Origin of the sequence: Salibaculum halophilum (genome assembly GCF_002094885.1) — a bacterium.
GTDB lineage: Bacteria > Pseudomonadota > Alphaproteobacteria > Rhodobacterales > Rhodobacteraceae > Salibaculum > Salibaculum halophilum.
On record NZ_MSIT01000003.1, the window covers coordinates 34,737 to 61,430 of the forward strand.

Below are 26,694 nucleotides of genomic sequence, written 5' to 3' on the forward strand. Positions count from 1 at the left end.
GTCACGGGGGCGAGTGCAACTCGAAGGTCGTGATTACGGGGCCTTACAGCGCCCTGAGAAAACCCCGCAGCACCTTTTCCAGCTTGGCCGCGCCCAGCGGGGCCATTGCCTTGGTATGGGCATGGCTGATGGCCTCGTCGCTCAGCCCGGCGGCCATGTTGGTGATGGTCGAGATCGCCGCGCAACGCAGGCCCAGGAACCGGCCCAGGATCACCTCGGGCACGGTGGACATGCCCACCGCATCGGCCCCCATGGCACGAATCGCGCGAATCTCGGCCGGGGTCTCGAAGGACGGGCCGGAATACCAGGCATAGATCCCGTCGTGCAGGGTAATCCCGGCGCCCCCTGCCGCGCCGTGCAGCGCAGCGCGCAGGTCCGGGTCGTAGGCCTGCATCATGGGCACGAAGCGCGCCTCGGACGGCTCGCCGATCAGGGGGTTGAGCCCCGAGAAATTGATGTGATCGGACAGGCACATGATTTCGCCCGTGGGCATCTCCGGGTCCAGCGAGCCGGCGGCATTGGTGGCGATCATCGCCTCGGCGCCCAGTGCGGCGAGCACTTCCAGCGGCAGGCGCATGATGTCGCCGCGCCCGGTTTCGTAGTAATGGGCGCGCCCACCGAAGACGGCCACGCGCTGCCCTTCCAGTTGACCGATCACCAGCTGCGGGACATGGCCCGACACGCCGGCCGGGGGAAAGCCCTCGAGCTCGTCATAGGGGATCGAAACGCCATCGACCGCGCCCGACAAATGCCCCAGCCCCGACCCGAGGATCAGCCCCAACCGCACCGGCGCATCGCCCGCGACCTCGCGGACGGTCGCCGCCAGGTCCTCAGCGTTCCTTGACATAGGGCTGTCCGATCGAGGCGGGCGGCATGGCGCGGCCGATGAAACCGCCCAGGATGATAACGGTCAGGATATAGGGCAGCGTCTGGGTGAACTGCACCGGGATCGTGAACAGGCCAAAGACGTCAATATTGGGGTAAAGATTGGCAATCGCCTCCAGCAGGCCGAACAGAAGGCAGGCCCCCATGGCATGGATCGGGCGCCACTTGGCAAAGATCAGCGCGGCCAGGGCGATGTAGCCGCGCCCGGCGGTCATCTCCTTGCCGAAGCCCGCCGCCTGCGACGTGGACAGGTAGGCCCCCGCGATCCCGCAGAGCAGCCCGGTGATCATAAGCGCCTTGAAGCGCATGCCCACCACCGAGACGCCCGCGGTGTCCACAGAGGACGGGTTCTCGCCCACAGCGCGCAGACGCAACCCGAACCGGGTGCGAAACAGCACCCACCAGACCAGCGGCACCGCGAGGAAGGCGACGTAGACCAGCGGCTTGTGCCCCGAGATCAGCTCGGAATAGATCGGACCCAGCAGCGGCACGCCGCTGAGCGTCTCGGCGAAGGGCAGCGTGATCTCGTTGAAGCGGGCGCCACCGGCCAGGACGGGCGTTTGCCCGCCCTGCCCGTAGACCGCGTCGCCCACCACGACTGTCAGCCCCGAGGCGAAGAAATTCAACGCGACGCCGGAAATGATCTGGTCCCCGCGATAGAGGATCGAGGCCACTCCGTGGATCATGGCAAAGACAAGCGAGGCGGCCATGCCCGCGGCCAACCCCACCCAGACCGAACCGGATTCATAGGCGATGGCGGCGGCCACGAAGGCGGAGATCAGCATCTTGCCCTCCAGCCCGATGTCGACGATGCCCGAGCGTTCGGAAAACAACCCCGCCAGGCAGGCCAGCAACAGCACGGTCGACAGCCGCAGGGTGGAGTCGAGCGTCAGCAGGAATTGCAGGAAATCCATCACGCGGCCCTCTTTTTGTGCAGGCGCAGGAAGATGCGTTCGATCGGATCACGCGTCATGTTCACCAGCGCACCAGTGAAGATGATGATCAGCGCCTGGATCACCAGCACCATCTCGCGGCTGATCTCGGGCATTTCCCACATCAGTTCGAACCCGCCCTGGTTCAGCATCCCGAAGAGGAAGGCCGCCAGGACGATACCGAAGGGATGGTTGCGCCCCATCAGCGACACGGCGATGCCGATGAAGCCCGCGCCCTCGACGAAGTCCTTGATCAGGCGTTCCTGCTGACCCATGACCGAGTTGATCGCCATCATGCCGGCCAGCGCGCCCGAGATCAGCATGGCGATGATCGTCACCCGCACCGAGGATATCCCGGCGTAGAGCGTCGCCCCGGGCGAATTGCCGAAGGCGCGGATCTCGTAGCCGATGCGCGAGCGCCAGATCAGCAGCCAGACAAGCACCGCCGCCGCGATGGCCAGCAGGAAACTGACGTTGGCCGGGGCCGACTTGTTGAAGGCGATGCCGAAGGGCTCAAGCATCTCGTGAAATGTCGGCAGGCTCGCCCCGTCGCTGAAGCTGCGCGATTCCGGCACCTGCTGGCCCGGTTTCTTGAGCGCCCCGTTGAGCAGGTAGCCGATGACCGCGGCGCCAATGAAGTTGAACATGATCGTGGTGATCACGATGTGGCTGCCGCGCTTGGCCTGCAGATAGGCCGGGATCGCGGCCCAGCCCGCGCCGAAGACCGCGGCGCCGATCACCGCGACCGGAAGGGCCAGCGTCCAGTGCGGCCAGTCCACGGCCAGCAGCACCAGCGCAGCGCCCAGACCGCCCAGCGCCGCCTGCCCCTCGCCGCCGATGTTGAACAGCTTGGCGTTCATGGCCACGGCGAAGGCCAGCCCGGTAAAGATGAAATTGGTCGTGTAATACAGCGTGTAGCCGATGCCGCTGCTGGATCCCAGCGCGCCCTTGACCATGAAATACATCATGTCGAAGGGGTTCTGCCCGATCGCCAGCACCACCAGTCCCGCGACGATGAAGGCCAGCGCGATGTTGATCAGCGGCACAAGGACAACATCCGCCCAACGGGGAAGTTCGGTCATGCTCGGCCCTCCTTGCGTGCCGCACCGCCGGCCTCGGCCAGCTGCGCCTCGACCTCGGCGACGGAATGATCCGCCTCGGTATCGGTGATGCCGGCCATCAGCAGGCCCAGCTCCTTTTCGTCCGTCTCGTGGGGCAGTCGCTCGCCCATGATGCGGCCGTCGAACATGACGGCGATGCGGTCCGACAGGCCCAAAATCTCGTCCAGCTCGACCGATACCAGCAGGATCGCCTTGCCCGCATCGCGCAGCGCGATGATTTGCTGGTGGATGAACTCGATGGCGCCGATATCGACGCCACGGGTGGGCTGGCCGACCAGCAGCAGGTCGGGGTTGCGCTCGATCTCGCGCGCCAGCACCAGTTTCTGCTGGTTGCCGCCCGAAAAGCTCTTGGCGGCCAGGTCGGGATCGGGCGGGCGCACGTCGAAGCGCTCCATCTTGGCCCGGGTGTCCGCGCGGATCGTCGTGTTGTCCATCAGCAGACGATTCCTCTGGTAGGCCGGGTCGTGGTGATATCCGAAGGCCATGTTTTCCCAGGCCTGGAAATTCATGATCAGCCCTTCGTGCTGGCGGTCCTCGGGGACATGGGCGATGCTGCGGGCGCGGCGGCTCTGGCCATCGGAATGGGCGCCGGTCAAGTCGATCGGGCTGCCGTTCACCAGCACCTCGCCGGTGGCCGCCTCGTAACCGCCGAGCACCTCCAGAAGTTCTGATTGACCGTTCCCCGCGACCCCGGCAAGCCCCAGGATTTCGCCGCCCCGTATCTCGAAGCTGACGTCTTTCACGCGATGGACACCCGCGCTGTCGGTGACGTTCAGGTTGCGCACCTGCACGATGGTCTCGCGCGGCTTCGCAGGGGTCTTGTCCACGCGCAGCAGCACCTTGCGGCCGACCATGCGTTCGGCCAGATCGGTCGGGTTTGTGTCGGCGGTTTTGACCGTCGCGGTCATCTCGCCGCGGCGCATGACGCTGACGGTGTCGGTGATCTCCATGATCTCGCGCAGCTTGTGCGTGATCAGGATGATCGTCTTGCCCTCGTCCTTGAGCCGGGCAAGGATGCGGAACAGCTGATCGGCCTCGGCTGGGGTCAGAACGCCGGTGGGTTCGTCCAGGATCAGGATATCGGCCTGGCGGTAGAGCGCCTTGAGGATTTCCACCCGCTGCTGCATGCCCACGCCGATCTCCTCGATCAGGGCGTCGGGGTCCACGTTAAGGCCGTAGTCGCGGGCCAGGCTGGTCAGTTCGTCCCGGGCCTTGACCAGCGAGGGCGTCAGCATCTCGCCGTCCTCGGCGCCGAGAACCACGTTTTCCAGCACGCTGAAAACCTTCACCAGCTTGAAGTGCTGGAACACCATGCCGATCCCGGCGCGGATTGCGGCCTGGCTGTCGGGTATCTCGGTCTTGCGGCCATTGATGAAGATCTCGCCCGAATCGGCCCTGTAAAAGCCGTAGAGGATCGACATCAGCGTGGATTTCCCTGCGCCGTTCTCGCCGATGATGCCGTGGATCGTGCCGGGCATGACCCGGATCGAGATGTCCTTGTTCGCCTGAACCGGACCGAAGGATTTCGAGATCCCCTTCAGTTCGATTGCCGGTGCGGTCTCGGTCATGGCGCGTCTCCCCCGGGCGCTGCAGTGCCCCAGCGCGCGGGGCCGCACCGATCCCTCGGCGCGGCCCCGGCGATCCCTGCCCGTGGCCTGGCTTCAGAAGTTCAGGACCGGGCAGCTTTCGTTGCTGTTGTAGTTGTGAACCTCTATCTCGCCGGCGGCGATCTTGTCGGCGGCCTCGTCCACCGCCGCCTTCATCTCGTCGGTGACCAGGTCGGCGTTGTTCTCGTCCAGCGCGTAGCCCACGCCACCGTTGTCCAGCGTCATCACCTTGACCCCGCCGGTCTCGATGTCGTCGCCGGCCATGAAGCTCTGGTAGACGACGTTGTCGACGCGCTTCATCATCGAGGTCAGGACCTGACCGGGGTGCAGGTAGTTCTGGTTGCTGTCGACCCCGATGGACAGGATATCCTCGTCCGCGGCCGTCTGCAGCACACCGACACCGGTGCCACCGGCGGCAGCATAGACCACGTCGGCGCCCTGGCTGATCTGCGCCAGCGTCAGTTCCGACCCCTTCACCGGGTCATTCCAGGCGGCCGGTGTGGTGCCGGTCATGTTGGCGATGACCTCGGCGTCCTCGTCCACCGCCTTGACGCCCTGGGCATAGCCGCAGGCGAAGTTGCGGATCAGCGGGATGTCCATGCCGCCGATGAAACCGACGGTGTCGCTGTCCGAGGCCATGGCCGCCATCATGCCGACGAGGTAGGAGCCCTGTTCCTCGGCAAAGAGGACAGATTGCACGTTCTCGGCCTCGACCACGCCGTCGATGATCACGAAATCGGTGTCGGGATACTCGGGCGCGATCTCGGACAGCGGCGTCGCCCAGGAAAAGCCGGGCATGACGATGGGGTTGTTGCCGTTCTCGGCGAAGCGGCGGATCGCCTGTTCGCGCTGCGCGTCCGAGGTGATCTCGAATTCGTTGTAGGACCCGCCGGTTTCCTCGGCCCAGCGCTGCGCGCCGTTGTGAGCGGACTCGTTGAAGGACTTGTCGAATTTCCCGCCGAGGTCGAAGATCAGCGCGGGATCGGCCAGCGCGGCGCCGGCGGACAGGGCCAGCGCGGCGCTCGCGCCAAGGAATTTCGTCATGATGGTCATGTGTGTCTCCCAGTTTATCGTTGTCCGGCGCGGCCCCGGAGGCCTGCGCCGCAGTGAAGCGAGCCAATCGCTGTCATGCGCAATTTAGGCAACGCGCACGGGCGGGGGTCAACCGGTTTTTGCGCCGCAGCGCGCCAGGGCGTGCGTCCGACGCCGGGTCAAAGGTGCTTTTCGAGCATGACCGCGTCCACCGGCAGTCCCATTGGGCGGGGGTAATAGCCCGGCCGCTTGGCAAACGGCTGATACCCCAGCGCCGCGTAGAGCCCGCGGGCCGCGGTATTGTCGGCAGCGACTTCCAGCAGGACGCGATGCGCTCCGGCCTGCCCGGCCGCCGCCTCGAACGCGGCCAATCGGGCGCGCGCCAGACCGCGGCGGCGCTGCCCCGGGTCCGTCAGGACCAGCAGGATTTCCGCCTCGTCGGCGACGACATGCCCGAAGACGCAGCACCGCGCATCGCCGATCACGCAGGCGCCGGGGCGCGCGGCAAGTGCGGCGAACTCCGCCTCGGACCAGGGGCGTGCGCCCGGCATGGCCCGGGCCATCAGGCCGGCCATCTGATCGGGTGTCATGGCAGAATCACCGGCCCCGGGTCACGCGGCGGCGCGGCATCGGCGGGCCGCGCATAGCACGGGGCCGGGCGGGCGATTGCGCCGCCGCGCGCAAGGCGGCGGGCCGCGATCCGCGCCATCGCTGCAAGCGTGGCCGGCCAGTCGGGCGCGCCCGCCGCGCCGGACTCCAGCCGGACGGCCTGCGGCCCGGCGACCGCGAAGTGCTGGCGGTAGACACGGTCGCGCGGGGCGGGCAGCGCCACCTCGACTGGGCGGGGCGTGCCATGGGCCAGCGCCTCGAGCGTGGTCACCCCGATGGCCGGAACGGCCAAGCCCAGGGCAAGCCCGCGCGCCGCGCTCACGGAAATGCGGATGCCGGTGAAATTGCCGGGGCCCGTTCCCACCCCGAGGGCCGACAGGTCGCGCCAGCCCAGACCGGCGCCCGCGAGGACCTCTTCGAGCAGGCCCATGATCCGTTCCCCCTGCCCGCGTGCCATTTTCTCGACGCGCAGAGCGACGATATCGTCGCCGCACAGCAAAGCGGCGGCGCAATGCGCCGCCGATGTATCGAAGACAAGGATACGGGTGTCGTGGTCCATTCTTGGGTCGCGCGCCCGCTCAGGCCGCGATGGGCCGCACCTCGATCACCTCGGGGATGTAATGGCGCAGCAGGTTCTCGATGCCCATCTTCAGCGTCAGCGTCGAGGACGGGCAGCCGGCACAGGCCCCCTGCATGTGCAGGTAGACAATGCCGCGATCAAACCCGTGGAAAGTTATGTCGCCGCCGTCCTGCGCCACCGCGGGGCGCACGCGCGTGTCCAGAAGGTCCTTGATCTGGTCGACGATCTGGCCGTCCTCGCCCTCGTGTTCGGCATGGGCCGAGGCGGCGCGGTCGCCCTCGATCACCGGGGCCCCGGACTGATAGTGTTCCATGATCGCGCCCAGAATTGCAGGCTTGACGTGGTCCCACTCGACGCCGTCCTGCTTGGTGACGGTGACGAAGTCTGTGCCGAAGAACACGCCGGTCACACCCTCGACCGCGAAGATGCGCTGGGCCAGCGGACTGGTGCCCGCGGCGTCGGGGCTGGGGAAGTCGGCGGTCCCGCTGTCGAGCACGGCCTGACCCGGCAGGAATTTCAGGGTGGCGGGATTGGGGGTGGATTCGGTCTGTATGAACATCGGGTCTAATCCTTATCGCACTTGTCAGATATGCGCGCGCACCGCGCCGAAGTCAAGCCGATTTAGAACCATTCCAGCCTGCAAGGCGCCCGCAAATGACAGGGCCGGCCCCGAAGGACCGGCCCCGATGTCTTGAACGGCCGGGCCGCCTTACATCTCTTCCATCTCTTCCAACTCGATTTCGGTCATCGCGGCGGGCTCGCCATCGATCACGATCACGGCCATTACGTCACCGCGGGGCTGCTCGCCCAGGTCGACGCGGACGTCCGCATTCGCGCCGGCCGCGAGTTGCTCGGTGGCCAGCAGGTCGCCCCGCTCGCCGGTGTGGTAGTCATAGACTTCCAGCACCCCGGCGCTGTCGGTGGTCACCGTGTCGATCATGAGCGTGGAACTCTCGTCCATCTCTCCGGTGAAGCCGAAATAGGACTGGGCCGTTGCCATGCCGGCGGTGGTCAGAAGTGCGGCGGCGGAGGCATACATCCATTTCTTGGCGAACATGCGTGGTTCCTTTCTGCCCGTTTCGGGCGGTTTGAAGATTTTTGACACCGCAGCCCATCGCCGCGGCTTGGGACAGACGTGGGGCGGCAGGGCGGCACGAAAAAGGGGCCGCCCGGTCACGAAGTCATTATCCGGTTTTATCCGGTAAATTGTTGAAAAGACGAAGGATAATGACGACGCGGGCCGCGCGAAAAGCGGCGCGTTACCTGTCACTCAGGCAGGATTGGCGGCACGACAGGGCCGCGTCCCTCAGGGCTGTGGATGGCCGGGCGCCGGCACTCAGGTGATCGCTTCGAGGCGTTCCTTGGACATGTCCCCGGGCACAATGGTGATGGGAATCGGCAGTGACCCAGCGTTCCTTGTCAATTGCGCGACAAGCGGGCCCGGGCCCTTCTTGTCGGTGCCCGCGCCCAGGACCAGCACGCCGACCTCGGGGTCTTCCTTCACCTGGGCCAGGATCTCGGCGACCGCCTCGCCCTCGCGGATCACCAGCTCGGGGTCGATGTTCTGTTTGTCGCGCATCCACTTGGCAAAGACTTCGTAATGCACCTCGATCCGTTCGCGGGCCTCGGCGCGCATGACCTCGCCGACGCCGATCCAGTGGTTGAACTCGTCCGGCGGGATGATCGACAGGATCTGCACCCCACCCTCCGACCGGGCAGCGCGCATGGCCGCGAAGCGCATCGCGTTGAGGCATTCGCGGCTGTCGTCGAGGATCACGAGAAACTTGCGCATCGGTGCCCTCCCTTGGCCGGGCGAGTTTGGCCGAGGCCGCGGGGCGGCGCAAGGTATTCAGGCACTGGCGGCCCGGTCCCAGTAAAGCTGCCGCGCGCGCCGGGTGACAGGGCCGACCGGGTAGGTGGTGTCATCGAACGCCGTGACCGGCGTCACCTTGGACATGTTGCCCGACAGGAAAACCTCGTCGGCCTGCCGCGCATCCGCGAAGGTCAGAACCGTCTCGTGCACCGTGAGGCCGTCGGCACGAAGGTTCGAAATATGCCGGGCACGGGTGATCCCGGCCAGGAAGGTGCCGTTGGCGATGGGGGTGAAGACCTCGCCATCCTTGACCAGAAAGACATTGGCCGTCGCGCTTTCGGCGAGGTTGCCCATGGCATCGGCCACCAGCGCGTTCTGGAAACCGCGGCTGCGCGCCTCGGCCAGCATCCGGGCGTTGTTGGGATAGAGGCAGGCCGCCTTGGCGTTGACGACCGCATCCTCAAGCACAGGGCGGCGAAAGCGCGTGGTCGTCACGCCGATGGCGTGGTCGGCGGGCGGCATGGGCACTTCTTCCAGAACCACCGCAAAGCCCGGCGGGCCCGCGCCGGGCACGATGGCGGCCATGCCGCACTCAAGTCCCCAGTACATGGGCCGGATGTAGACGGCCGCGCCCGGCGGATAGGACGCGAGGCCCTCGTGAATGATCTCCACCATGTCCTGCGTCGCCACGGTCGGGTCGAGCATCAGCGCCTCGGCCGAACGGTTGACCCGCTCGCAGTGCTTGTCGAGATCCGGGGCGAGGCCGTCGACGAAACGCGCGCCGTCAAAGACGTTCGACCCCAGCCAGGCCCCGTGATCGGCCCCCTTGATGATGGGGATATCGCCCTCGTGCCAGGCCCCGTCGAAAAAGGTTCTGATGTTGGTTCCGGTCGCCATCTGCGTTCCCTTGTCGTGCCGTCCCAAGGGACGTTAGGCGGCGCCTTCGGCAAGGTCCAACGAAAACGCGCCCGGGCCTTGTGACCCGGGCGCTCTCAGGGGGTGCCGGTGGGGGCCGGCAAAGGCCAGGCGAGGATGGACAGGTGCCGCCGGCCAATGATCGCCGCGGGACAAGCCGACGATCATGGAACAAACCATGGGGTGAGTCGGATTCAGTTTTGTGACGGCGCGCCGGCCCCGGCCGGCCGCGGGCCGCGATCCGTCAGAACGCCTCCGGGCGGGCCGCGCGGGCCATGTGGTCGAGGACGGCATTGACGAACTTGGGCTCTTCTCCCTCGGGAAAGAAGGCGCGGGCCACGTCCACATATTCTGTGATGACGACCCGGGGCGGCGCGGCCTCGCCATCCAGCTCGGCACCCGCCGCCCGGAACAGCGCGCGCAGGGTCGGGTCGATGCGTGCGATGGGCCACTTGGCGACAAGCGCGCGGTCGGTGGCCTGGTCGATCCGGGCCTGGTGGTTGACCGCCCCGTCCAGGATGGCCCGGAAGACGTCAAGGTCGCCCTCGGCCATCTCTACCCCGTCGTAGGTCGCGCCGAAGCGATGCGCCTCGAACTCGCGGGTGATCCCGCCGACGGTCTGGCCGCTGTGTTCCATCTGGAACAGCGCCTGCACGGCATAAAGCCGCGCGGCCGAGCGCATCCGGCGTTTCTGGTTGTTGGACAGGGTCATGTCAGCCCGTGCTGCTTGTATCCGCGGAACCGGCCAGGAGGATGTCGCGGGTAAAGCCCACCCCCGTCTCGGCGCGGCCCCACTTACGGGCCAGCGCGATAAGGTGCAAGGCCGCCCCCGCGGCCCCGCCGCCCTTGTTCTGATCCGCGGGATCGGCGCGCACCGCGGCTTGGCCATGGTTTTCGACCGTCAGGATGCCGTTGCCGATGCACAGCCCCTGCAGCCCCAGCAGTTGCAGCGCGCGGGAACTGTCGTTGCAGACCGTTTCGTAATGCGTGGTCTCGCCGCGGATGACGCAGCCCAGCGCCACGAAGCCGTCGAAATCGCCCATGCGTCCGGCGATGCCCACGGCGGGCGCGATTTCCAGCGCTCCGGGGACCTCGACGGTTTCGTAAGTGCCGCCCACGGCCTCGATCTCGGCTTGGGCACCGGCCAGCAGGTTGTCGGCGATGTCCTTGTAATAGGGCGCGATGACGATCAGCAGCTTGGGCGGCTCGTCAAAGGCGGGACGGTCGAGGGTGTGATGCGTTGCGCCAGCCATCAGCCAAGCTCCGATATCTTGCGGGTTCCGACGATTTCCAGCCCGTAGGCCTCCAGCCCGACGACCTTGGGCTTGGGCGAATTGGTCAGCAGGACAATGTCCGACAGCCCCAGCGAGGACAGGATCTGCGCGCCCAGCCCGTATTGCCGCAGCGTCTTGGGGCTGACCTCGTCGCCCGCGTCCATCTTCATCGAGGTGTCGCGCAGCAGGACGACGACGCCGCGCCCCTCTTGCGCGACCAGCCGCATGGCATCGCCGAATTCATCGGCGCGCCCCCTCGGGCCGGTGCCGACCACGTCGAGCATGGGGTCCATGGCGTGCATCCGCACCAGGACGGGCGCATCGCCCGGGATATCGCCCTTGGTCAGCACGATGTGTTCATCCCCGTGGGTCTCGTCGGTGTAGACGCGCATCTGCCACTGCCCGCCGAACTCGCTCTCGATGGTCTCTTCCTTGCAGACCTTGACGAGGTTGTCGTTTCGGCGGCGGTAAGCGATCAGGTCGGAAATGGTGCCGATCTTGAGGCCGTGCCGCTGGGCGAAGGCCACAAGGTCGGGCAGCCGCGCCATCGAGCCGTCCTCGTTCATGATCTCGCAGATCACGCCGCTGGCGTTCAGCCCCGCCAGACGGGCGATGTCCACGGCCGCCTCGGTATGGCCGGCCCGGACCAGCACGCCACCGTCGCGGGCGCGCAGTGGAAAGACGTGGCCGGGGGTGGCGATGTCCTGCGCCCCCTTCGCGGGGTCGATGGCCACCGCGACGGTGCGCGCCCGGTCGGCGGCGGAGATGCCGGTGGTCACGCCCTCGCGGGCCTCGATGGAAATGGTGAAGGCGGTCTCGTGGCGGCTACTGTTGTTGGTCGACATCAGTTCCAGCCCCAGCGAATCGATCCTTTCGCCGGGCAGCGACAGGCAGATCAGCCCGCGCCCGTAGGTGGCCATGAAGTTGATCGCGTCGGGCGTTGCCATCTGCGCCGGGATCACCAGGTCGCCCTCGTTCTCGCGGTCCTCGTGATCGACGAGGACGAACATGCGCCCGTTGCGGGCGTCGTCGATCACCTCCTCGATCGGGGAGATGGCATCGCCCCAGTCGGTTTCGACCGGGCCGGGGGCTTCGAAGCTTTGTGTCATGGCTGCGGTCCTTTCGGGCGTCCCGGGGCCAGATAGCCAGTCGGGGCGCGTTTGGAAAGGCCAGATAGGGCGGCTCGGGCCTGCGACCCGAGCAACAGTCCGGCGCGGGCGGGAGACCGCCTCGCCCGTCATGCCTCGGCCGGATCAGCCCTCCAGCACGTCCTCGAAGGTGCGCAGGCCTGTGCGCGGGGCCTGCACCAGCACCGCCATGTTGCCCGGCTTGTGGTCGTTGCGCAGCATTTTCATGTGTGCCTGGGGCAGTTCGTCCCAGGCGAAGACCTCGGACATGCAGGGATCGAGGCGGCGTTCCAGCATCAGCTTGTTGGCCGCGCTGGCCTGCTTGAGATGCGCGAAATGCGAGCCCTGCAGGCGCTTCTGATGCGACCACATGTGGCGCACGTCGAAGGTGCAGTTGTAGCCCGAGGTGCCGGCGCAGATCACCACCATGCCGCCGCGCTTGACCACGAAGGTCGAGACCGGGAAGGTCGCCTCGCCGGGGTGTTCGAAGACCATGTCGACGTTGTTGCCCTTGCCGGTGAAGTCCCAGATCGCCTTGCCGAAGCGGCGCACCTCGGCGAACCATGTCTTGTACTCCTCTGTGCCGACCTCGGGCAGGCGGCCCCAGCAATCGAAATCCTTGCGGTTGATGACGCCCTTGGCGCCGAGGTCGAGGACAAACTGGCGCTTGTCCTCGTCCGAGATGACCCCGATGGCGTTGGCGCCGGCGGTATTGATCAGCTGTATCGCGAAAGAGCCCAGCCCCCCCGAGGCCCCCCAGACCAGCACGTTCTGGCCGGGCTTGAGGTCATGCGGTTCGTGCCCGAAGAGCATCCGGTAGGCGGTGGCCAGGGTCAGTGTATAACAGGCGCTTTCCTCCCAGGTCAGGTGCCGCGGCCGCGGCATGAGCTGCTGGGCCTGCACGCAGGTGAACTGCCCGAAAGAGCCGTCTGGCGTCTCGTAGCCCCAGATCCGCTGGCTGGGCGAGAGCATCGGGTCGCCGCCGTTGCAGTTCTCGTCGTCGCCGTCGTCCTGGTTGCAGTGGATGACGACCTCGTCGCCCACCTTCCAGCGGGTGACCTTGTCGCCCACCGCCCAGACGATCCCGGCGGCATCGGACCCGATGATGGCATAGGGCGCCTTGTGGCCCAGAAAGACGCTGGCGGGCGTGCCCAGGCAGGCCCAGACGCCATTGTAGTTGACCCCGGCGGCCATCACCATGACCAGCACGTCGTGGCTGTCGAGCGTCGGGGTATCCACCACCTCGACTTCCAGCGCCTTGTCCGGGTCGCCGTGGCGTTCCTGCCGCAGGACCCAGGCGTGCATCCTGGCCGGCACATGGCCCAGGGGGGGCACCTCGCCCATCGCGTAGAGGTCCTTTTCAGGGGCGTCGTAGCTGACCGGGGGCGGCTGATCGAGGGCCATGGAAGTCTCCGTCGGCAGGAAGTGCAAAAGGGGCGCCGCGCTGCAGAATCAGCGCATTACAGCAGGGATACCGGCCAGTGCGAAACATTGCAACTAAGGATGAGCTATTTTTGTAATTTTATGTCTGCCGCGTCGCGGCAATCATCCACGCGGCGCAGATCAGCGGGAAGATGGTGCGCGATCGAACGTGCATAATATTCCAGGACGTCGGCCCGGTTTCCGGCCATCGTCAGCGTGCCGTCGGCCCCTGCCGTGACCAGCCCGCGCCGGGTCAGGATGTCGATCCCGTCACTGACCACCGCCTGCGACGATCGGCGCGGCAGGACCGCGCCACCCTCTTTCAGGCCGGCCGTGACGGCATCGACATGCGCGCGCACCTCGGCCCGCGATCCGGCCCCCGCCAGCAGCGCGTGCGCCACCAGCGGCACCGGCAGCAGCGGCACGACCTCGGCGATGCGCTGCATCAGGGTCTCGGCCAGCGCCGGGATATCGGTCGGATCGGCCATCTCGCGCAGCGACAGGGGCGCGCCGAAACTGACCGTGGCCGTGCCGAACTTGCGGAACCGCCCGGTGATCCGCTGGCCGAGATGGCGCAGCACCCGCCCCGCGGCGGGCAAGAGCGGCGGCCGGAACCGCCGATTGCCGGCCTTTCCGGCGTCCAGCAGGATCTGATCCTCTAGCACCCGGTCGTAATTCAGCCCCACCGGCACGAAGACGATGTCGCGCGCATTGGGATCGTAGGTCGCGGCGATATAGGACAGGATACCGAGGCGCGGCTGGCCCAACCCCCCGGTCAAGCTCAGGCCGCCCTCGGGGAACACCGCCTGGGTCACGCCGCCCCGCGTGGCCAGCTGGACATAACGCGCCAGCACCCGGCGGTAGAGATCCCCCCGCGACCGGCGGCGGATGAAATAGGCCCCCATCATGCGGATCAGCCCCGAGAGCGGCCAGATCCGTGCCCATTCCCCCACGGCATAGGACAGGGCCGAAGTCTGGCTGACCAGATGCGTGACCAGCACGTAATCCATGTTCGAGCGGTGGTTCATCACGAAGACCACGGTCGCCTGGGCATCGATCCCGTCGTAAAGCTCGCGCTCGAACCGGCCCACCCGCACGTGATAAAGCGATTGCGACAGCCATTTCGCCAGCCGCGCGCCCACCGTGAAGTAAAGCGTCGCCGAAAACGACGGGACGATTTCGCGCGCATGGCGCCGGGCGCGCTCGAAGGCGACGTTTTCCGGCACCCCGTTGCGGCGGGCGTGATCGTTGATCGCCTCGGCCACCTGCGGATCATAGACCAGCCGCTGGATCATGTCGTAGCGCCGCGCCAGCTTGAAGGGCTCGATCGGCTTTTCAAGCCGCGCGTTCAGCCGCGCCACCACCTTTTCCGCGCGCCGGCGAAAGAACCACCGCACCGAGGGAAACAGGAAATGCGACGCGAAAGTCACCGCCGCGAAAAACACGATCAGACCGAAAAGCCACAGCGGCAGGGTGATTGTCTGGAACATGGCCGCCAAGGTGGCAGGAAACCGCAGGGGGGTAAATGCGCACATGCCGCGATGCAGCGAATTGACAGCGCCATAAAATTTCCGGTAAACCCGGCCTCAAAGTAAGAAAATTACCCTACCCGAGTCACGAGGCCGCCCCATGCCGCAAACCCCGCAAGATACCCCAAAGGACCGCCCCTGGCTCTTTCGGACCTACGCCGGGCATTCCACCGCCGAGGCCTCCAATGCGCTTTACCGCTCGAACCTGGCCAAGGGCCAGACGGGGCTGTCGGTGGCCTTCGACCTGCCAACCCAGACGGGCTATGACAGCGACCACGAACTGGCCCGCGGCGAGGTTGGCAAGGTCGGCGTGCCGATCTGCCATCTGGGCGACATGGCAAAGCTCTTCGCCGAGATCCCGCTGGAGCAGATGAACACCTCGATGACCATCAATGCTACGGCACCCTGGCTGCTGGCGCTCTATATCGCGGTGGCCGAACAGCAGGGCGCGGATGTGTCGAAACTGCAGGGCACGGTGCAGAACGACCTGATCAAGGAATACCTCAGCCGGGGCACCTATATCTGCCCGCCCGAACCCAGCCTGCGGATGATCACGGATGTCGCGGCCTATACCCGCGAACACCTGCCCAAATGGAACCCGATGAATGTCTGTTCCTACCACCTGCAAGAGGCCGGGGCGACACCGGAACAGGAATTGTCCTTCGCGCTGGCCACAGCAACGGCGGTGCTGGACGATCTGAAAGGCAAGGTCAGCGAAGAGGATTTCCCGGCCATGGTCGGGCGGATCAGCTTTTTCGTGAACGCGGGCATCCGCTTTGTCACCGAGATGTGCAAGATGCGCGCTTTTGTCGAATTGTGGGATGAAATCTGCCGCGAGCGCTATGGCGTCGAGGATCCGAAATTCCGCCGCTTCCGCTATGGCGTGCAGGTCAATTCGCTGGGGCTGACCGAACAGCAGCCCGAAAACAACGTCTATCGCATCCTGGTCGAGATGCTGGCCGTGACCCTGTCAAAAAAGGCCCGGGCGCGCGCCGTGCAATTGCCCGCCTGGAACGAGGCGCTGGGCCTGCCGCGCCCCTGGGACCAGCAATGGTCGCTGCGGATGCAGCAGATCCTGGCCTTCGAGACGGACCTTCTGGAATACGACGATCTGTTCGAGGGCAACCCTGCGGTCGAAGCGAAAGTCGCCGCACTGAAAGAGGGCGCGCGGGCCGAATTGGCCCAGATCGACTCCATGGGCGGGGCCGTGGGGGCGATCGGCTACATGAAATCGCGGCTGGTCGAGGCCAATGCCGAGCGCATCGCCGGGATCGAGGGCGGCGAAACAGTGGTCGTCGGCGTCAACAAGTATCAGGCCGGCGAACCCTCGCCCCTGACCAGCGGCGAAGACTCAATCATGACCGTCGACCCGCAGGTCGAGGCCGACCAGATCGACCGCCTCAATGCCTGGCGCGCGGCCCGCGACGCGGCCGCCGTCACGCAGGCGCTGGCCGACCTGAAAGAGGCCGCCGTCACCGGCGCCAATGTCATGCCCGCCTCGATCGCATGCGCCCGGGCCGGTGTCACCACCGGCGAATGGGCCGACGTCGTGCGCGATGCCTTTGGCCAGTATCGCGGCCCGACGGGCGTCTCGCCCAACCCGTCGAACCGCACCGAAGGTCTGGACGAGTTGCGCGCCATGGTCGACGCGGTCTCCGACAAACTGGGCCGGCGGCTCAAGTTCATCATGGGCAAGCCGGGCCTGGACGGCCACTCGAACGGGGCGGAACAGATCGCCGCCCGCGCCCGCGATTGCGGCATGGACATCACCTACGAGGGCATCCGGCTGACCCCGGACGAGATCATCGCGGCGGTCGACCGTGATGAGGCGCATGTCATCGGCCTGTCCATCCTGAGCGGATCACATGTGCCACTGGTCGCGGATTTCATGGAAAAATTGCGCGCGAACGGCCTCGAGCATGTTCCAGTCGTGGCCGGCGGGATCATTCCCGAAGATGACGCCGACCGTCTTCGCGCCATGGGAATTGCACGGGTCTACACCCCCAAGGATTTCGAGTTGAATACGATCATGCGCGCGATCATCGAATTGGCCGATCCCGGATCGCTCGCCGCCGAGTAGTCCGCCATTCCGATCCGCAATAATTGTGGCCTTTTGTACAGGCTTACTGTAAAACCTCTTCACAGTGGGTGAAGCGGTTCTTAATTGGTAGGTGTAGGAATGGGACATACGGGACAAGAAAATGTCAATCGACTTGAAAACCATGACCCGCAAGGAGCTTGAGAAGCTCCGCGGTGATATAGACAAACAGATCCAGTGGCTCGAGCAGCAGGATATCAAAAAGGCACGCGAGGCGGCCGAAAAGGCCGTCGCCTCGATGGGATTTTCGCTGGATGACGTCCTCGGCGCATCAGGCAGGAAGAAAACGCGCGGAACCGGCGGCAAGACGAAATCTGCCGGAACGCCAAAATATGCAAATCCTGACAATCCGTCCCAGACTTGGACGGGCAAGGGCCGCCAGCCGAAATGGTTCAAGGATGCCATCGCGGCCGGAAAGTCGCCCGAAAGCATGGAAATCTGAAAACACGGGGTCCTTCGGGGCCCCGTTTCGCGATCACTCACCGCGTGTTCGGGCGGACAATTCCTCCAGTGAATAACGTTTGGCGATCCGGCCATTCAGGCCCTTGTCGAACTCCGGTGAAACCGGCAGACAGCCGACGCCGCAGATCAGGCGCGTCTCTCCTGCCCCCGCATCGTTGAACCAGAGCCGCCCGCCGGGTGTGGCCACCCAACCATCTATGCCAAGCGAGATGTCGCCGCGCAGGTCGATGTCCGACGGGACCTCGTTGACATAGCCCAGATCAAAGGCGCCGTGGGTGTGATACGAGGCGACGACCCGCATCTCGCCTGCGCGCGGCCAGACCGGGCGGCAGGACGCCATCGTGCCCGGCACCGCCTGCGTCGCGACCATGGCCCCGCCGGCGTCTCGGCCGATATACCCGCAGTATTCACGGCGCTTGGCGACGGACAGGGGCTGGATCTCGGCCAGCACTGAAACGGCGAAATCGATCTCGTCCCAGCTCGGGTCCGGCACATGCTGGGCCTGGGCCAGACCCGCCATGCAGGTGGCCGCCAAGATCGAGAAAGCTCTCATTGGCAATTGATCCGCTTGCCGCTACGGTCGCGACCCTACCGCAAAGCACCAAAGGGGCAAAGGATGACGACACACATCGGCGCGGCCAGAGAGCAGATCGCGGAAACGGTGCTCATGCCCGGCGATCCCTACCGCGCGAAATGGGCGGCCGAGACCTTTTTGTCGGACGTGGCCTGCATCAACGAAACGCGCGGCATGCTCGGCTTCACCGGCACATGGCAGGGCCACTGCGTGACGATCCAGGGCTCGGGCATGGGCATGCCCTCGATGTCGATCTACGCCAACGAACTGATCCGCGATTTCGAGGTCCAGACCCTGATCCGCGTCGGCTCCTGCGGCGGGATGCAGCCGCAGGTCAAGCTGCGCGACGTGATCCTGGCCATGACCGCCTCATCGGTCGCCACCCCCTCGTCCACGATCCTGCGCGAATTCAACTTCGCCCCCTGCGCCGATTACGGGCTTCTGGCCGCCGCCGAACGGGCCGCCCACGACCGTGCCGTCGACACCCACGTCGGGGGCATCTACTCTTCCGACACCTTCTATGACGAACGCCCCGACCTGGACGAACAGATGCGCCGCCACGGCATCCTGGGCGTCGAGATGGAGGCGGCCGAGCTTTACACCCTCGCCGCCCGCCACGGCCGGCGCGCGCTGGCCGTCCTGACCGTCAGCGACCACCTCGAGACCGGCGCGGCGCTGCCCGCCGAGGACCGCGAGCGCAGCTTTTCCGACATGATCGAGATCGCGCTTCAGGCCGCTTTCTCCTAAGCCCCGTGGCTGCCGTCATAGCCATTGACAGGCGGTGGCGCCCAGCCCGCCAATGCGCCCCGTCGGGGCTGGCGATGGTCCATGCGCAGGGTATGGCAGGGCGCGGCATCGCTTGAATGCTCCGCCCCGCAATCGCCGCCCGGGCAGGCGCTCAGCACTGCCAGCAGGTCGATCTCGGCAAGAAATTCGATATGGTCACCGGGGCGAACGGGGCTGGCCTTCATGAAATACTGCCCGGTATCGCGGGTGAAGCCGGTGCACATGAAGACATTCAGAACGTCGTGCACATGCCGTTCGGCCTCCCGCAGCGTCAGCCCCCGCGCCGCGGCCAGCGCGCGGGTCAGATTGGAATGGCAACAGTGGTGGTACTGGCGGCCTGACAACAGATTGCCGGTATAGGGATCGCAGCGCGTTCCGATCACGTCGTGCACCGCGCCGCCGTGGGGGTCGATCCCGTACCAGTCCAGCGTGTCTCCGACCACGGTCGCCATGGGCCGCAGTTTCGGAAAGGACGACCACAGCCTGTCGCCGGTCGTCACATGCGTGCCGTGCAGCGCGCGGGTCTTGCCCGAATAGAACCGCTCGGACAGGTCATGCGCGTTGAACAGGTTGAGGTCCCCGACCTGCGGCCCCTCGGTGCAGGTGATCCGCAAGAACGATCCGGCCGGTACCTCGATCGCCGCCGCGTCGCGCGGGGGCACCACGACGCGCGCGACAGTTTCGGCCCCGGTGCTCGCCGCCTGGTAGAGCGCCAGGTCGGGCCGCGGCAGATCGTCGGTCGGATAGCAGATCACCGGGGCCACGGCCCTGCGCGCGTCGGCATCATCAGGTTCCATGGCCGAACCAAACACCAACGCTCGGGAATTGGCAATCGGGCGTCTTCGGGTCCGAAATACCGCCGCCGGAGGCCCGGGGCAAAGGCAGCTCCTGACCCGGAATCAGGGCGTCATCTTGCCGGTATCCGATCAAAAGCGCGCAGCGGCGCCTGTTTCAGGTGCGCCATCGCTTCGCTGCTTGAGCGCCGGTTGGTTGCGCGACCGTCTCGCGGCCTCGCCGCGCGTTGGTCGCGCCGCTCAGACCTGGCGCTCGACCATCAGTTTCTTGGTCTGCGCGATCGCCTTGGCCGGGTTCAGGCCCTTGGGGCAGGTCTTGGCGCAATTCATGATCGTATGGCAGCGGTAGAGCTTGAAGGGGTCCTCCAGCTGATCGAGCCGTTCGCCCGTGGCCTCGTCTCGGCTGTCGATGATCCAGCGATAGGCATGCAGCAGCGCCGCCGGCCCCAGGTAGCGATCCCCGTTCCACCAGTACGACGGGCAAGCGGTCGAACAGCAGGCGCACATCACGCATTCGTAAAGCCCGTCGAGCTTCTCGCGGTCCTCGATGGACTGCTTCCATTCCTTGGCCGGCGTGTTCGTCTCGGTCTCCAGCCAGGGCATGATGCTGGCGTGCTGGGCGTAGAAATGCGTCAGGTCGGGGATCAGGTCCTTGACCACCGGCATGTGCGGCAGCGGGTAGATCTTGATATCGCCCTTGACCTCGTCGGCGCCGTAGATGCAGGCCAGCGTGTTGATCCCGTCGATGTTCATCGCGCAGGACCCGCAGATGCCCTCGCGGCAGGACCGGCGGAAGGTCAGGGTCGGGTCGATCTCGTTCTTGATCTTGATGAGAACGTCCAGGACCATCGGCCCGCAATCGTCCATGTCCACCCAGTAGGTGTCCAGGCGCGGGTTCTTGTCGTCATCGGGGCTCCAGCGATAGATCTGCACCTTGCGCAGGTTCGTGGCGCCCTCGGGCTTGGGCCATGTCTTGCCGGTGGTCATCCGGCTGTTCTTGGGAAGGGTCAGCTGGACCATGGCGGTCAGGCTCCTTTCAGGTCAGGCGGTCAGGGCTTCGGTGGCGCAGCTCACGGCCTCGGGCCGGGCCAGCACCGTGCTGGTGATCGCGTTGCGCGCGGCGTCATCCTCGGCGGCGACGATCCGGGCCAGTTCGGCCTCGGTGGCATGCTCGACGACGCATTCGGCCAGCGGGCGGGCGATGCGGTCAGTCACGACGATGCCGCCGGACAGTTCGGCGCCGACCATCGCATCGGTCACCAGGTCGGTGGCGGTCGTGGCCGGATCGGCGCGCATGTCGAGCATGTCACATCCGGCCATGGCCATGGCGGCGAACAGGGTCAGCAGGATCTTTTTCATCTTCGCACTCCTTGGTCTTCAGCGCAGGCGCGGCGGCCGGATCGGGGCCGCCCCGGTGCGGGAATAGACGCATTCCCTATAGACTTCGACCGGATCGCGCCCGGCCAGGTAATCCGCGGTCAGCCCGATCTTTGCCCCGGCAAAGGGGCCATCGTTGCTGTTGGCGCCGATCGTCACGCTGCCTGTCGGCCCCTGCGCGGCCCGCGCCCGCTCTTCGCAGATGGCCGCCGCCCGGTCCGGGCTGATCGGCTGCGGGGCACAGGCCGCCAGCGCCAGCAGGACAGGCGCTAGGCGCAGCATCAGAAGGTCCGTTCCTTCGGGGCGATCTTCTTGAGATTGATGCCGCCGGCCTTTTCCTCGGTCAGCGGGGCCTCGATCACCGGGCGATAGGACAGGTCCACCTTCTCGTCGGCGACCCGGGCGATGGTATGCACGCGCCAATTCTTGTCATCCCGCTCGCCGTGGTCCTCGTGCGCATGTGCCCCGCGGCTTTCGGTGCGGGCCTCGGCGCTGCGGACGGTGGCCAGCGCGTTGGGCATGAGGTTGGTCAGTTCCAGCGTTTCCATCAGGTCGCTATTCCAGACCAGGCTACGGTCGGTGACGTTGATGTCGGCCATCTTGCCGGCCACCGTTGTCATCTTCTCGACGCCGTTCTTCAGGGTGTCGCTGGCGCGGAACACCGCCGCGTCCTGCTGCATGGTCTGCTGCATCTCCAGGCGCAATTCGGCGGTCGGGGTGCCGCCATCGGCGTGGCGCAGCCGGTCGAACCGGTCGAAGGCCTTGTCGATCTCGGCCTTGCGCGGCGTCGGCACGGCGCTGTCGCGGTCCACGACCTTGCCCGCGCGGATCGCCGCCGCCCGGCCGAAAACGACCAGGTCGATCAGCGAGTTCGACCCCAGCCGATTGGCCCCGTGGACCGACGCGCAGCCTGCCTCGCCCACGGCCATGAGGCCGGGGACCACGGCGTTGGGATCCGTGTCGGTCGGGTTGAGAACCTCGCCCCAGTAGTTGGTCGGCACGCCGCCCATGTTGTAGTGCACCGTCGGAAGCACCGGGATCGGCTCCTTGGTGACATCCACGCCGGCGAAGATCTTGGCGCTTTCCGAGATGCCCGGCAGGCGCAGGTTCAGCGCCTCGGCCGGCAGGTGATTGAGGTTGAGGTGGATGTGATCACCCTTCGGCCCCACGCCGCGCCCCTCGCGGATTTCCATGGTCATGCAGCGGCTGACATAGTCACGCGGCGCAAGATCCTTGTAGTTGGGCGCGTAGCGTTCCATGAACCGCTCGCCCTCGCCGTTGGTCAGGTAACCGCCCTCGCCGCGCGCGCCCTCGGTGATCAGGCAACCGGCGCCGTAGATGCCGGTGGGGTGGAACTGCACAAACTCCATGTCCTGCAGCGGCAGGCCCGCGCGGGCCACCATGCCGCCACCGTCGCCGGTGCAGGTGTGCGCGCTGGTGGCGCTGAAATAGGCCCGGCCATAGCCGCCGGTGGCCAGCACCACCATCTTGGCGGCAAAGACATGCATGGTGCCGTCGTCCAGCTTCCAGCACAGAACGCCTTCGCACTGGCCGTCCTCGGACATCAGCAGGTCAATGGCGAAATACTCGATGTAGAATTCCGCCTTCTGCTTGAGCGACTGGCCGTAGAGCGTGTGCAGGATGGCGTGGCCGGTGCGGTCGGCGGCGGCACAGGTGCGCTGCACCGGCGGGCCCTCGCCAAACTCGGTGGTGTGGCCGCCGAAGGGGCGCTGGTAGATGTTGCCCTCCTCGGTGCGGCTGAAGGGCACGCCGTAGTGTTCCAGCTCGTAGACGGCCTTGGGCGCCTCCTTGGCCAGGTATTCCATGGCGTCGGTATCGCCCAGCCAGTCGGACCCCTTGACCGTGTCGTACATGTGCCACTGCCAGTGGTCCGGCCCCATGTTCGACAGCGACGCGGCGATGCCGCCCTGGGCCGCGACGGTATGCGAGCGTGTCGGGAACACCTTGGAGATGCAGGCCGTGCGCAGCCCCTGTTCGGCCATGCCAAGCGTGGCCCGCAGCCCGGCCCCGCCGGCGCCCACCACGACCACATCGAAGTCATGCGTTTCGTATTCGTATTCAGTCATGTCTCAGTCGTCCCGCGTCAGAGGGCAATGCGCACGATGGCGAAAACGCCGACCGCCGCTGCCGCATAGGAAAGGCAGGTCATGCCGATGATCAGCGCCTTGCCGGTCAAGCCATGAACGTAGTCCTCGATCAGCGTCTGCACACCGCCCTTGAAGTGATAGAAGCCCACCAGCAGCGTCAGGATACCGACTATGGCCGGAAAGGGCCGGGCGTAATAGGCCTGCGCCGCCTCGAAGCCCATGCCCAGCGCCCGCCCGAAGGTGAAGACGAAAAGCGGCACGAGGCCGACAAGGGCCACCGAGGTGACCATCATCATCCAGTGATGATCGGTGCCCGACTTGGCCGCGCCAAGACCCGCGGCGCGCTTGCGGTCTGTCATGAATCGCATCGCGACCCCCTCAGAGAATGACGGCTGTGAAAATCGTCAGGAGCACGGCGCCGATCACCATGCCCTGCCCGAACATCTCGGAACGATCCACGTCCAGCATGTGGCCGCTGTCCCAGATCAGGTGCCGCACACCGCCCAGCAGGTGATACCAGATCCCGCCGACGCTGAGGAACATGACAAGATCGCCGAACCAGCTGGTCAGGACGGCATCGGCGATGCCGTAGGCCTCGGGGCCGCGGGCCAGTGCGGCCAGCCACCAGACGACCAGCAGCGCCGAAATCAGGAGGGCGTTGCCCGTAATGCGCACGAAGATCGAGGTGATCGAGGTCCATTGCGGTCGGTAGATTTGCAGGTGAGGCGAGAGCGGGCGGTTCCCGCGATTCACGTCGGCCATGGAAGGCTCCCTTTTGTCATCGCGTCCCGCGCGACGGGCCACGCGGTGACGGTATACAATGGCATATCAAACTTATCTATTCATACTGGCAGAAAAGTCACGGCCTTGCACAGGGGACAGGCGCGGGAATCTTGCCGCAGGGCAGAAATTTCCGCCCCGTGTGATCACTGGCCAGCGCGGCGTGATCACGAATTTCCCGGTGCGCGCCGCCGCGGTCACATCGGCACCAGCGCCCAGTAATCGAGATCGAGCAATACGCCGGGCAGGTATTTGCCGTCCTCGCCCCGGGTGCGGCCCACCTGCCCGTCCTTCGTCGCCACCAGCCGCAGGCGCAGCGCGCCGACGCCGGGGGCCGGGGTCTCGGCCTTGTCCAGCACCTCGGACCAGGCCTTGATCGTGTCTCCGGCGAAACAGGGGTTGGCGTGCGCGCCGCCGTTCAGCCCCGCGACCATCTGCGCATTGGCCAGCCCGTTGAAGGACAGCGCCCGGGCCATGGAAATCACGTGGCCGCCGTAGATCAGCCGCCCCTCGGGACGGGCGGTCAGATCGAAATGCACCTTGGCGGTGTTCTGCCACAGGCGCGTGGCCATCATGTGCTCGGCCTCTTCGACGGTGACACCATCGACATGGTCGATCACCTCGCCGATCTCGTAGTCGGCCCAGCGGTGCGGCTCGCCCGCCAGGGTGAAATCGTAACCGGTGAAATCCAGCCCCTCGGGGATCACCAGGTCCTCGGGCGCGAGGGCCGTTTTCAGATCGGGCACGGTGGTGTCCGGCGCAGGGGCTTGCGGGTCGCGCTTGCGCACCATGACCCACCGCACGTAGTCCAGCACCGCAGCGCCGTTCTGGTTGGTCCCTGTCGTGCGCACCCAGACAACGCCCGTCTTGCCGTTTGAGTTCTGTTTCAGCCCGATGACCTCGGAGGAGGACCTCAGCGTATCGCCGGCATAGACGGGCCGCCGCCAGCGCCCCTCGGCATAGCCCAAATTGGCCACCGCGTTCAGCGACACGTCCGGCACCGTCTTGCCGAAGACGACGTGAAAGGCCACCATGTCGTCCAGCGGGCTTTCGGGCAGGCCGCAGGCGCGCGCGAACTCGTCCGAAGACGCCAGAGCATGCCGCGCCGGGTAGAGCGCGTGATACAGCGCCCGTTCGCCCGCCCCCACGGTGCGCGGCACGGCGTGGTCGATCACCTGCCCCAGCGCGTAATCCTCGAAGAAGCGGCCCGGGTCGGTCTTGGTCATCATTGCTGCCCCAGCTTCATGTCGGGATGGTAGTCTCCGTCGATGTCCTTGGTCACCGCTTGGCCACAGCGCAGCACGCCATTGGCCTGGTCAAAGGTGTATTGCGGATCGCCGTAGAGGTCCCAGCCCTTCGACAAGGCCTCGGAGACCTTGTGACAGAAGGCCGAGGTGTCATCGGCCGTGAGGAAACGGTAGAGTCTCATGGCCTCACCGCGGGAAGGGCCAGACGCCCAGCCAGGCGTGGATGGCAGCCGTCAGTGTGAAGGCCACAACCGCGATGACGACCAGCAGGACATTGCGCTTGGGGTCCCCCGGCGCGGGGCGGTCCCAGGCCTCGGCGCGGTTGATCACTGCCACCTCGGCCCCGGCCCAGAGCAGCATCGACCCGAAGAGCACGATCGAGGCCAGGTCGCCGTTGACCAGAAGGTGCGCGACCGCCCAGATCTTGACCGCCAGCAACTGCGGGTGGCGCAGCTTGCCGCGCAGGCTGCCGGTGGTGGCCGACAGCCCGAAGACGAAAAAGGCGACCAGCATCAGCAGGTTGTTGATATGCACCATGAAGCTTGGCGGATACCAGACGTTGACGAAGTCCGCGCCGCGGTAGCCGATCACCATCAGAACGAGGCTAACGACAAGGGCCAGCGCGACCAGCCCCTTGCCCTTGTCGCCCATCCGCGCGCGGGCCTCGGGGGCCACGCGCTTGAAGAAGTGGGCCCCGACCCACAAAAGAATACCCGGGACAAGAAGTGTCATGCCGATTCCAGTTCCTTGATTGCCTCTGCCTTGGCCAGCGTCGCGCGGGCGGTCTCGACATGCAAGTTCTCGACGATCTGCCCATCCACGACGGCGACGGCCTGCCCCTCGGCGATGGCCGCGTCATAGGCGGCGATCTGGCGGCGGGCGGTCTCGATCTCGGCCGCGGTGGGGGCGAAGACGGCATTCGCGATGTCAAGCTGCGCGGGATGGATCAGGGACTTGCCGTCCATGCCGAAATCGCGGCCCTGTTCGCATTCCGCGCGCAGGCCGTCCTCGTCCTTGAAGGCATTGAAGACCCCGTCGAGGACCACAACGCCATGGGCGCGGGCCGCCAGCACGCAGGTCTGCAACGCGGCCCAGAGCGGGGCGCGGTCCGACGTGGTGCGCGTGCCCAGGTCCTTGGCCAGGTCGTTGGTGCCGATCACGAAGCCCTGCAGCGCCGGGTGCGCGGCGATCGCAGCGGCGTTGAGGATACCGCGCGGGCTTTCCATCATCGCCCAGACCGGCGTGTTCGGCACGAGCGCCGCGAGGGTGTCGATGTCGTCGGGCCCCGTCACCTTGGGCAGCAGCACCGCGTCGCAGTCCATCCCGGCCACCGCGAGCGCATCCGCCCGGCCCCACTCGGTGTCGAGCGCGTTGATGCGCACCACCCGCAGGCGCGGCCCGTAGCCGCCCTTGCCCAGCTCCTCGGCCAGCGTGGCGCGGGCGGCGGGCTTCTCGTCCGGGGCGACGGCATCCTCCAGATCGAAAAGGATCACGTCTGTGGCCAGGCCGCGGGCCTTGTCCAGCGCGCGCGCCTTCGAGCCGGGAATATAGAGGGCCGAGCGGTGCGGTCGGGTCATGGTCTGGCCTCCGGGCAATAATCTTGCGCGGAAGTGGCCATAGTC

Annotated in this window: 31 protein-coding genes; 3 read left to right on the forward strand and 28 right to left on the reverse strand. The window is 66.3% G+C overall.

Going from position 1 to position 26,694, the window contains the following annotated elements:
• Window positions 1-43: 43 nt before the first annotated feature.
• The 16 genes from BU124_RS03060 to BU124_RS03135 all read right to left on the reverse strand — a co-directional run bounded on the left by BU124_RS03060 (window position 44) and on the right by BU124_RS03135 (window position 14,807).
• Window positions 44-847 carry a purine-nucleoside phosphorylase gene (locus tag BU124_RS03060; protein WP_084860986.1) on the reverse strand — a complete coding sequence of 268 codons (804 nt, stop codon included), beginning with the start codon at window positions 845-847 and terminating at the stop codon, window positions 44-46.
• On the reverse strand, window positions 831-1,799 hold the full coding sequence (locus BU124_RS03065) for an ABC transporter permease (RefSeq protein ID WP_084860987.1): 969 nt from the start codon (window positions 1,797-1,799) through the stop codon (window positions 831-833). The genes BU124_RS03060 and BU124_RS03065 overlap by 17 nt, the downstream gene beginning before the upstream one ends.
• A complete protein-coding gene (locus tag BU124_RS03070) occupies window positions 1,799-2,899 on the reverse strand; it encodes an ABC transporter permease (RefSeq protein ID WP_084860988.1) in 1,101 nt (366 codons plus the stop codon). Before BU124_RS03070 ends, BU124_RS03065 begins: the two co-directional genes overlap by 1 nt.
• Window positions 2,896-4,506: an ABC transporter ATP-binding protein gene (locus tag BU124_RS03075; RefSeq protein WP_084860989.1), complete on the reverse strand. Its 1,611-nt coding sequence runs from the start codon at window positions 4,504-4,506 to the stop codon at window positions 2,896-2,898. Before BU124_RS03075 ends, BU124_RS03070 begins: the two co-directional genes overlap by 4 nt.
• A gap of 93 nt (window positions 4,507-4,599) precedes the next feature.
• Complete coding sequence (locus BU124_RS03080) at window positions 4,600-5,598, reverse strand: BMP family lipoprotein (protein WP_084860990.1); 999 nt, start codon at window positions 5,596-5,598, stop codon at window positions 4,600-4,602.
• A gap of 158 nt (window positions 5,599-5,756) precedes the next feature.
• A complete protein-coding gene (locus BU124_RS03085; RefSeq protein WP_084860991.1) occupies window positions 5,757-6,167 on the reverse strand; it encodes a GNAT family N-acetyltransferase in 411 nt (136 codons plus the stop codon).
• On the reverse strand, window positions 6,164-6,745 hold the full coding sequence (gene tsaB / locus BU124_RS03090) for a tRNA (adenosine(37)-N6)-threonylcarbamoyltransferase complex dimerization subunit type 1 TsaB (RefSeq protein ID WP_084860992.1): 582 nt from the start codon (window positions 6,743-6,745) through the stop codon (window positions 6,164-6,166). Before tsaB ends, BU124_RS03085 begins: the two co-directional genes overlap by 4 nt.
• A gap of 19 nt (window positions 6,746-6,764) precedes the next feature.
• Window positions 6,765-7,325, reverse strand: coding sequence for a NifU family protein (locus BU124_RS03095; protein ID WP_084860993.1), 561 nt, complete (start codon window positions 7,323-7,325; stop codon window positions 6,765-6,767).
• A gap of 150 nt (window positions 7,326-7,475) precedes the next feature.
• Window positions 7,476-7,823 carry a hypothetical protein gene (locus BU124_RS03100; protein WP_084860994.1) on the reverse strand — a complete coding sequence of 116 codons (348 nt, stop codon included), beginning with the start codon at window positions 7,821-7,823 and terminating at the stop codon, window positions 7,476-7,478.
• Between the two features lie 279 nt (window positions 7,824-8,102).
• On the reverse strand, window positions 8,103-8,558 hold the full coding sequence (locus BU124_RS03105) for a universal stress protein (RefSeq protein WP_084860995.1): 456 nt from the start codon (window positions 8,556-8,558) through the stop codon (window positions 8,103-8,105).
• 57 nt (window positions 8,559-8,615) lie between these two features.
• The gene (locus BU124_RS03110) at window positions 8,616-9,476 is read right to left on the reverse strand and encodes a branched-chain amino acid aminotransferase (protein ID WP_084860996.1); all 861 of its coding nucleotides are present in this window, start codon (window positions 9,474-9,476) and stop codon (window positions 8,616-8,618) included.
• A 262-nt stretch (window positions 9,477-9,738) separates the two neighbouring features.
• A complete protein-coding gene (gene nusB, locus BU124_RS03115; RefSeq protein ID WP_084860997.1) occupies window positions 9,739-10,206 on the reverse strand; it encodes a transcription antitermination factor NusB in 468 nt (155 codons plus the stop codon).
• 1 nt (window position 10,207) lies between these two features.
• The gene (locus BU124_RS03120; RefSeq protein WP_084860998.1) at window positions 10,208-10,747 is read right to left on the reverse strand and encodes a 6,7-dimethyl-8-ribityllumazine synthase; all 540 of its coding nucleotides are present in this window, start codon (window positions 10,745-10,747) and stop codon (window positions 10,208-10,210) included.
• Entirely contained in the window at window positions 10,747-11,877 is a 1,131-nt protein-coding gene (gene ribB / locus BU124_RS03125; protein ID WP_084860999.1) for a 3,4-dihydroxy-2-butanone-4-phosphate synthase, read from the reverse strand. Before ribB ends, BU124_RS03120 begins: the two co-directional genes overlap by 1 nt.
• Before the next feature lie 144 nt (window positions 11,878-12,021).
• A complete protein-coding gene (gene ccrA, locus BU124_RS03130) occupies window positions 12,022-13,299 on the reverse strand; it encodes a crotonyl-CoA carboxylase/reductase (RefSeq protein WP_084861000.1) in 1,278 nt (425 codons plus the stop codon).
• Window positions 13,300-13,403: 104 nt separating this feature from the next.
• Window positions 13,404-14,807, reverse strand: coding sequence for a 1-acyl-sn-glycerol-3-phosphate acyltransferase (locus BU124_RS03135; protein WP_084861001.1), 1,404 nt, complete (start codon window positions 14,805-14,807; stop codon window positions 13,404-13,406).
• 139 nt (window positions 14,808-14,946) lie between these two features.
• Between BU124_RS03135 and BU124_RS03140 the strand changes: the two genes are divergently transcribed.
• On the forward strand, window positions 14,947-16,926 hold the full coding sequence (locus BU124_RS03140; protein ID WP_084861002.1) for a protein meaA: 1,980 nt from the start codon (window positions 14,947-14,949) through the stop codon (window positions 16,924-16,926).
• A gap of 121 nt (window positions 16,927-17,047) precedes the next feature.
• A complete protein-coding gene (locus BU124_RS03145; RefSeq protein WP_084861003.1) occupies window positions 17,048-17,386 on the forward strand; it encodes an H-NS histone family protein in 339 nt (112 codons plus the stop codon).
• Window positions 17,387-17,419: 33 nt separating this feature from the next.
• Here the strand turns inward: BU124_RS03145 and BU124_RS03150 are convergent, their stop codons facing one another.
• Window positions 17,420-17,926, reverse strand: a complete 507-nt coding sequence (locus BU124_RS03150; protein WP_179141856.1) for a DUF4329 domain-containing protein — start codon at window positions 17,924-17,926, stop codon at window positions 17,420-17,422.
• A 96-nt stretch (window positions 17,927-18,022) separates the two neighbouring features.
• Here BU124_RS03150 and deoD point away from each other — a divergent pair, with 96 nt between their 5' ends.
• A complete protein-coding gene (gene deoD, locus BU124_RS03155) occupies window positions 18,023-18,727 on the forward strand; it encodes a purine-nucleoside phosphorylase (protein WP_084861005.1) in 705 nt (234 codons plus the stop codon).
• Here the strand turns inward: deoD and BU124_RS03160 are convergent.
• The 11 genes from BU124_RS03160 to BU124_RS03210 form a co-directional block, all read right to left on the reverse strand.
• Window positions 18,724-19,563 carry an urea carboxylase-associated family protein gene (locus tag BU124_RS03160; protein ID WP_084861215.1) on the reverse strand — a complete coding sequence of 280 codons (840 nt, stop codon included), beginning with the start codon at window positions 19,561-19,563 and terminating at the stop codon, window positions 18,724-18,726. The genes deoD and BU124_RS03160 overlap by 4 nt on opposite strands.
• Before the next feature lie 237 nt (window positions 19,564-19,800).
• Entirely contained in the window at window positions 19,801-20,580 is a 780-nt protein-coding gene (locus BU124_RS03165; protein WP_084861006.1) for a succinate dehydrogenase iron-sulfur subunit, read from the reverse strand.
• 21 nt (window positions 20,581-20,601) lie between these two features.
• The gene (locus tag BU124_RS03170) at window positions 20,602-20,919 is read right to left on the reverse strand and encodes a hypothetical protein (RefSeq protein ID WP_084861007.1); all 318 of its coding nucleotides are present in this window, start codon (window positions 20,917-20,919) and stop codon (window positions 20,602-20,604) included.
• A gap of 18 nt (window positions 20,920-20,937) precedes the next feature.
• Window positions 20,938-21,219: a hypothetical protein gene (locus tag BU124_RS03175; protein WP_084861008.1), complete on the reverse strand. Its 282-nt coding sequence runs from the start codon at window positions 21,217-21,219 to the stop codon at window positions 20,938-20,940.
• A complete protein-coding gene (gene sdhA, locus BU124_RS03180; protein WP_084861009.1) occupies window positions 21,219-23,024 on the reverse strand; it encodes a succinate dehydrogenase flavoprotein subunit in 1,806 nt (601 codons plus the stop codon). Before sdhA ends, BU124_RS03175 begins: the two co-directional genes overlap by 1 nt.
• A 17-nt stretch (window positions 23,025-23,041) precedes the next feature.
• Complete coding sequence (gene sdhD / locus BU124_RS03185; protein ID WP_084861010.1) at window positions 23,042-23,413, reverse strand: succinate dehydrogenase, hydrophobic membrane anchor protein; 372 nt, start codon at window positions 23,411-23,413, stop codon at window positions 23,042-23,044.
• Between the two features lie 10 nt (window positions 23,414-23,423).
• Window positions 23,424-23,807 (reverse strand): succinate dehydrogenase, cytochrome b556 subunit, encoded by a 384-nt coding sequence (gene sdhC / locus BU124_RS03190; RefSeq protein WP_084861011.1) that lies wholly within the window; start codon window positions 23,805-23,807, stop codon window positions 23,424-23,426.
• A 215-nt stretch (window positions 23,808-24,022) separates the two neighbouring features.
• Window positions 24,023-25,051, reverse strand: a complete 1,029-nt coding sequence (locus BU124_RS03195) for a MaoC family dehydratase (RefSeq protein WP_084861216.1) — start codon at window positions 25,049-25,051, stop codon at window positions 24,023-24,025.
• Window positions 25,051-25,254, reverse strand: coding sequence for a DUF1737 domain-containing protein (locus tag BU124_RS03200; RefSeq protein WP_084861012.1), 204 nt, complete (start codon window positions 25,252-25,254; stop codon window positions 25,051-25,053). Before BU124_RS03200 ends, BU124_RS03195 begins: the two co-directional genes overlap by 1 nt.
• Before the next feature lie 4 nt (window positions 25,255-25,258).
• Entirely contained in the window at window positions 25,259-25,804 is a 546-nt protein-coding gene (locus BU124_RS03205) for an NnrU family protein (RefSeq protein WP_084861013.1), read from the reverse strand.
• Complete coding sequence (locus BU124_RS03210; protein WP_084861014.1) at window positions 25,801-26,649, reverse strand: HpcH/HpaI aldolase/citrate lyase family protein; 849 nt, start codon at window positions 26,647-26,649, stop codon at window positions 25,801-25,803. Before BU124_RS03210 ends, BU124_RS03205 begins: the two co-directional genes overlap by 4 nt.
• Between the last annotated feature and the right edge of the window lie 45 nt (window positions 26,650-26,694).

What these genes read in the sequence shown, in the direction of transcription:
- BU124_RS03060 (WP_084860986.1), bottom strand. Translation starts at nt 847, where the DNA reads ATGTCAAGGAACGCTGAGGACCTGGCGGCGACCGTCCGCGAGGTCGCG.
- BU124_RS03065 (WP_084860987.1), bottom strand. Translation starts at nt 1,799, where the DNA reads ATGGATTTCCTGCAATTCCTGCTGACGCTCGACTCCACCCTGCGGCTG.
- BU124_RS03070 (WP_084860988.1), bottom strand. Translation starts at nt 2,899, where the DNA reads ATGACCGAACTTCCCCGTTGGGCGGATGTTGTCCTTGTGCCGCTGATC.
- BU124_RS03075 (WP_084860989.1), bottom strand. Translation starts at nt 4,506, where the DNA reads ATGACCGAGACCGCACCGGCAATCGAACTGAAGGGGATCTCGAAATCC.
- BU124_RS03080 (WP_084860990.1), bottom strand. Translation starts at nt 5,598, where the DNA reads ATGACCATCATGACGAAATTCCTTGGCGCGAGCGCCGCGCTGGCCCTG.
- BU124_RS03085 (WP_084860991.1), bottom strand. Translation starts at nt 6,167, where the DNA reads ATGACACCCGATCAGATGGCCGGCCTGATGGCCCGGGCCATGCCGGGC.
- tsaB (WP_084860992.1), bottom strand. Translation starts at nt 6,745, where the DNA reads ATGGACCACGACACCCGTATCCTTGTCTTCGATACATCGGCGGCGCAT.
- BU124_RS03095 (WP_084860993.1), bottom strand. Translation starts at nt 7,325, where the DNA reads ATGTTCATACAGACCGAATCCACCCCCAATCCCGCCACCCTGAAATTC.
- BU124_RS03100 (WP_084860994.1), bottom strand. Translation starts at nt 7,823, where the DNA reads ATGTTCGCCAAGAAATGGATGTATGCCTCCGCCGCCGCACTTCTGACC.
- BU124_RS03105 (WP_084860995.1), bottom strand. Translation starts at nt 8,558, where the DNA reads ATGCGCAAGTTTCTCGTGATCCTCGACGACAGCCGCGAATGCCTCAAC.
- BU124_RS03110 (WP_084860996.1), bottom strand. Translation starts at nt 9,476, where the DNA reads ATGGCGACCGGAACCAACATCAGAACCTTTTTCGACGGGGCCTGGCAC.
- nusB (WP_084860997.1), bottom strand. Translation starts at nt 10,206, where the DNA reads ATGACCCTGTCCAACAACCAGAAACGCCGGATGCGCTCGGCCGCGCGG.
- BU124_RS03120 (WP_084860998.1), bottom strand. Translation starts at nt 10,747, where the DNA reads ATGGCTGGCGCAACGCATCACACCCTCGACCGTCCCGCCTTTGACGAG.
- ribB (WP_084860999.1), bottom strand. Translation starts at nt 11,877, where the DNA reads ATGACACAAAGCTTCGAAGCCCCCGGCCCGGTCGAAACCGACTGGGGC.
- ccrA (WP_084861000.1), bottom strand. Translation starts at nt 13,299, where the DNA reads ATGGCCCTCGATCAGCCGCCCCCGGTCAGCTACGACGCCCCTGAAAAG.
- BU124_RS03135 (WP_084861001.1), bottom strand. Translation starts at nt 14,807, where the DNA reads ATGTTCCAGACAATCACCCTGCCGCTGTGGCTTTTCGGTCTGATCGTG.
- BU124_RS03140 (WP_084861002.1), top strand. Translation starts at nt 14,947, where the DNA reads ATGCCGCAAACCCCGCAAGATACCCCAAAGGACCGCCCCTGGCTCTTT.
- BU124_RS03145 (WP_084861003.1), top strand. Translation starts at nt 17,048, where the DNA reads ATGTCAATCGACTTGAAAACCATGACCCGCAAGGAGCTTGAGAAGCTC.
- BU124_RS03150 (WP_179141856.1), bottom strand. Translation starts at nt 17,926, where the DNA reads ATGGCGGGTCTGGCCCAGGCCCAGCATGTGCCGGACCCGAGCTGGGAC.
- deoD (WP_084861005.1), top strand. Translation starts at nt 18,023, where the DNA reads ATGACGACACACATCGGCGCGGCCAGAGAGCAGATCGCGGAAACGGTG.
- BU124_RS03160 (WP_084861215.1), bottom strand. Translation starts at nt 19,563, where the DNA reads ATGGAACCTGATGATGCCGACGCGCGCAGGGCCGTGGCCCCGGTGATC.
- BU124_RS03165 (WP_084861006.1), bottom strand. Translation starts at nt 20,580, where the DNA reads ATGGTCCAGCTGACCCTTCCCAAGAACAGCCGGATGACCACCGGCAAG.
- BU124_RS03170 (WP_084861007.1), bottom strand. Translation starts at nt 20,919, where the DNA reads ATGAAAAAGATCCTGCTGACCCTGTTCGCCGCCATGGCCATGGCCGGA.
- BU124_RS03175 (WP_084861008.1), bottom strand. Translation starts at nt 21,219, where the DNA reads ATGCTGCGCCTAGCGCCTGTCCTGCTGGCGCTGGCGGCCTGTGCCCCG.
- sdhA (WP_084861009.1), bottom strand. Translation starts at nt 23,024, where the DNA reads ATGACTGAATACGAATACGAAACGCATGACTTCGATGTGGTCGTGGTG.
- sdhD (WP_084861010.1), bottom strand. Translation starts at nt 23,413, where the DNA reads ATGCGATTCATGACAGACCGCAAGCGCGCCGCGGGTCTTGGCGCGGCC.
- sdhC (WP_084861011.1), bottom strand. Translation starts at nt 23,807, where the DNA reads ATGGCCGACGTGAATCGCGGGAACCGCCCGCTCTCGCCTCACCTGCAA.
- BU124_RS03195 (WP_084861216.1), bottom strand. Translation starts at nt 25,051, where the DNA reads ATGACCAAGACCGACCCGGGCCGCTTCTTCGAGGATTACGCGCTGGGG.
- BU124_RS03200 (WP_084861012.1), bottom strand. Translation starts at nt 25,254, where the DNA reads ATGAGACTCTACCGTTTCCTCACGGCCGATGACACCTCGGCCTTCTGT.
- BU124_RS03205 (WP_084861013.1), bottom strand. Translation starts at nt 25,804, where the DNA reads ATGACACTTCTTGTCCCGGGTATTCTTTTGTGGGTCGGGGCCCACTTC.
- BU124_RS03210 (WP_084861014.1), bottom strand. Translation starts at nt 26,649, where the DNA reads ATGACCCGACCGCACCGCTCGGCCCTCTATATTCCCGGCTCGAAGGCG.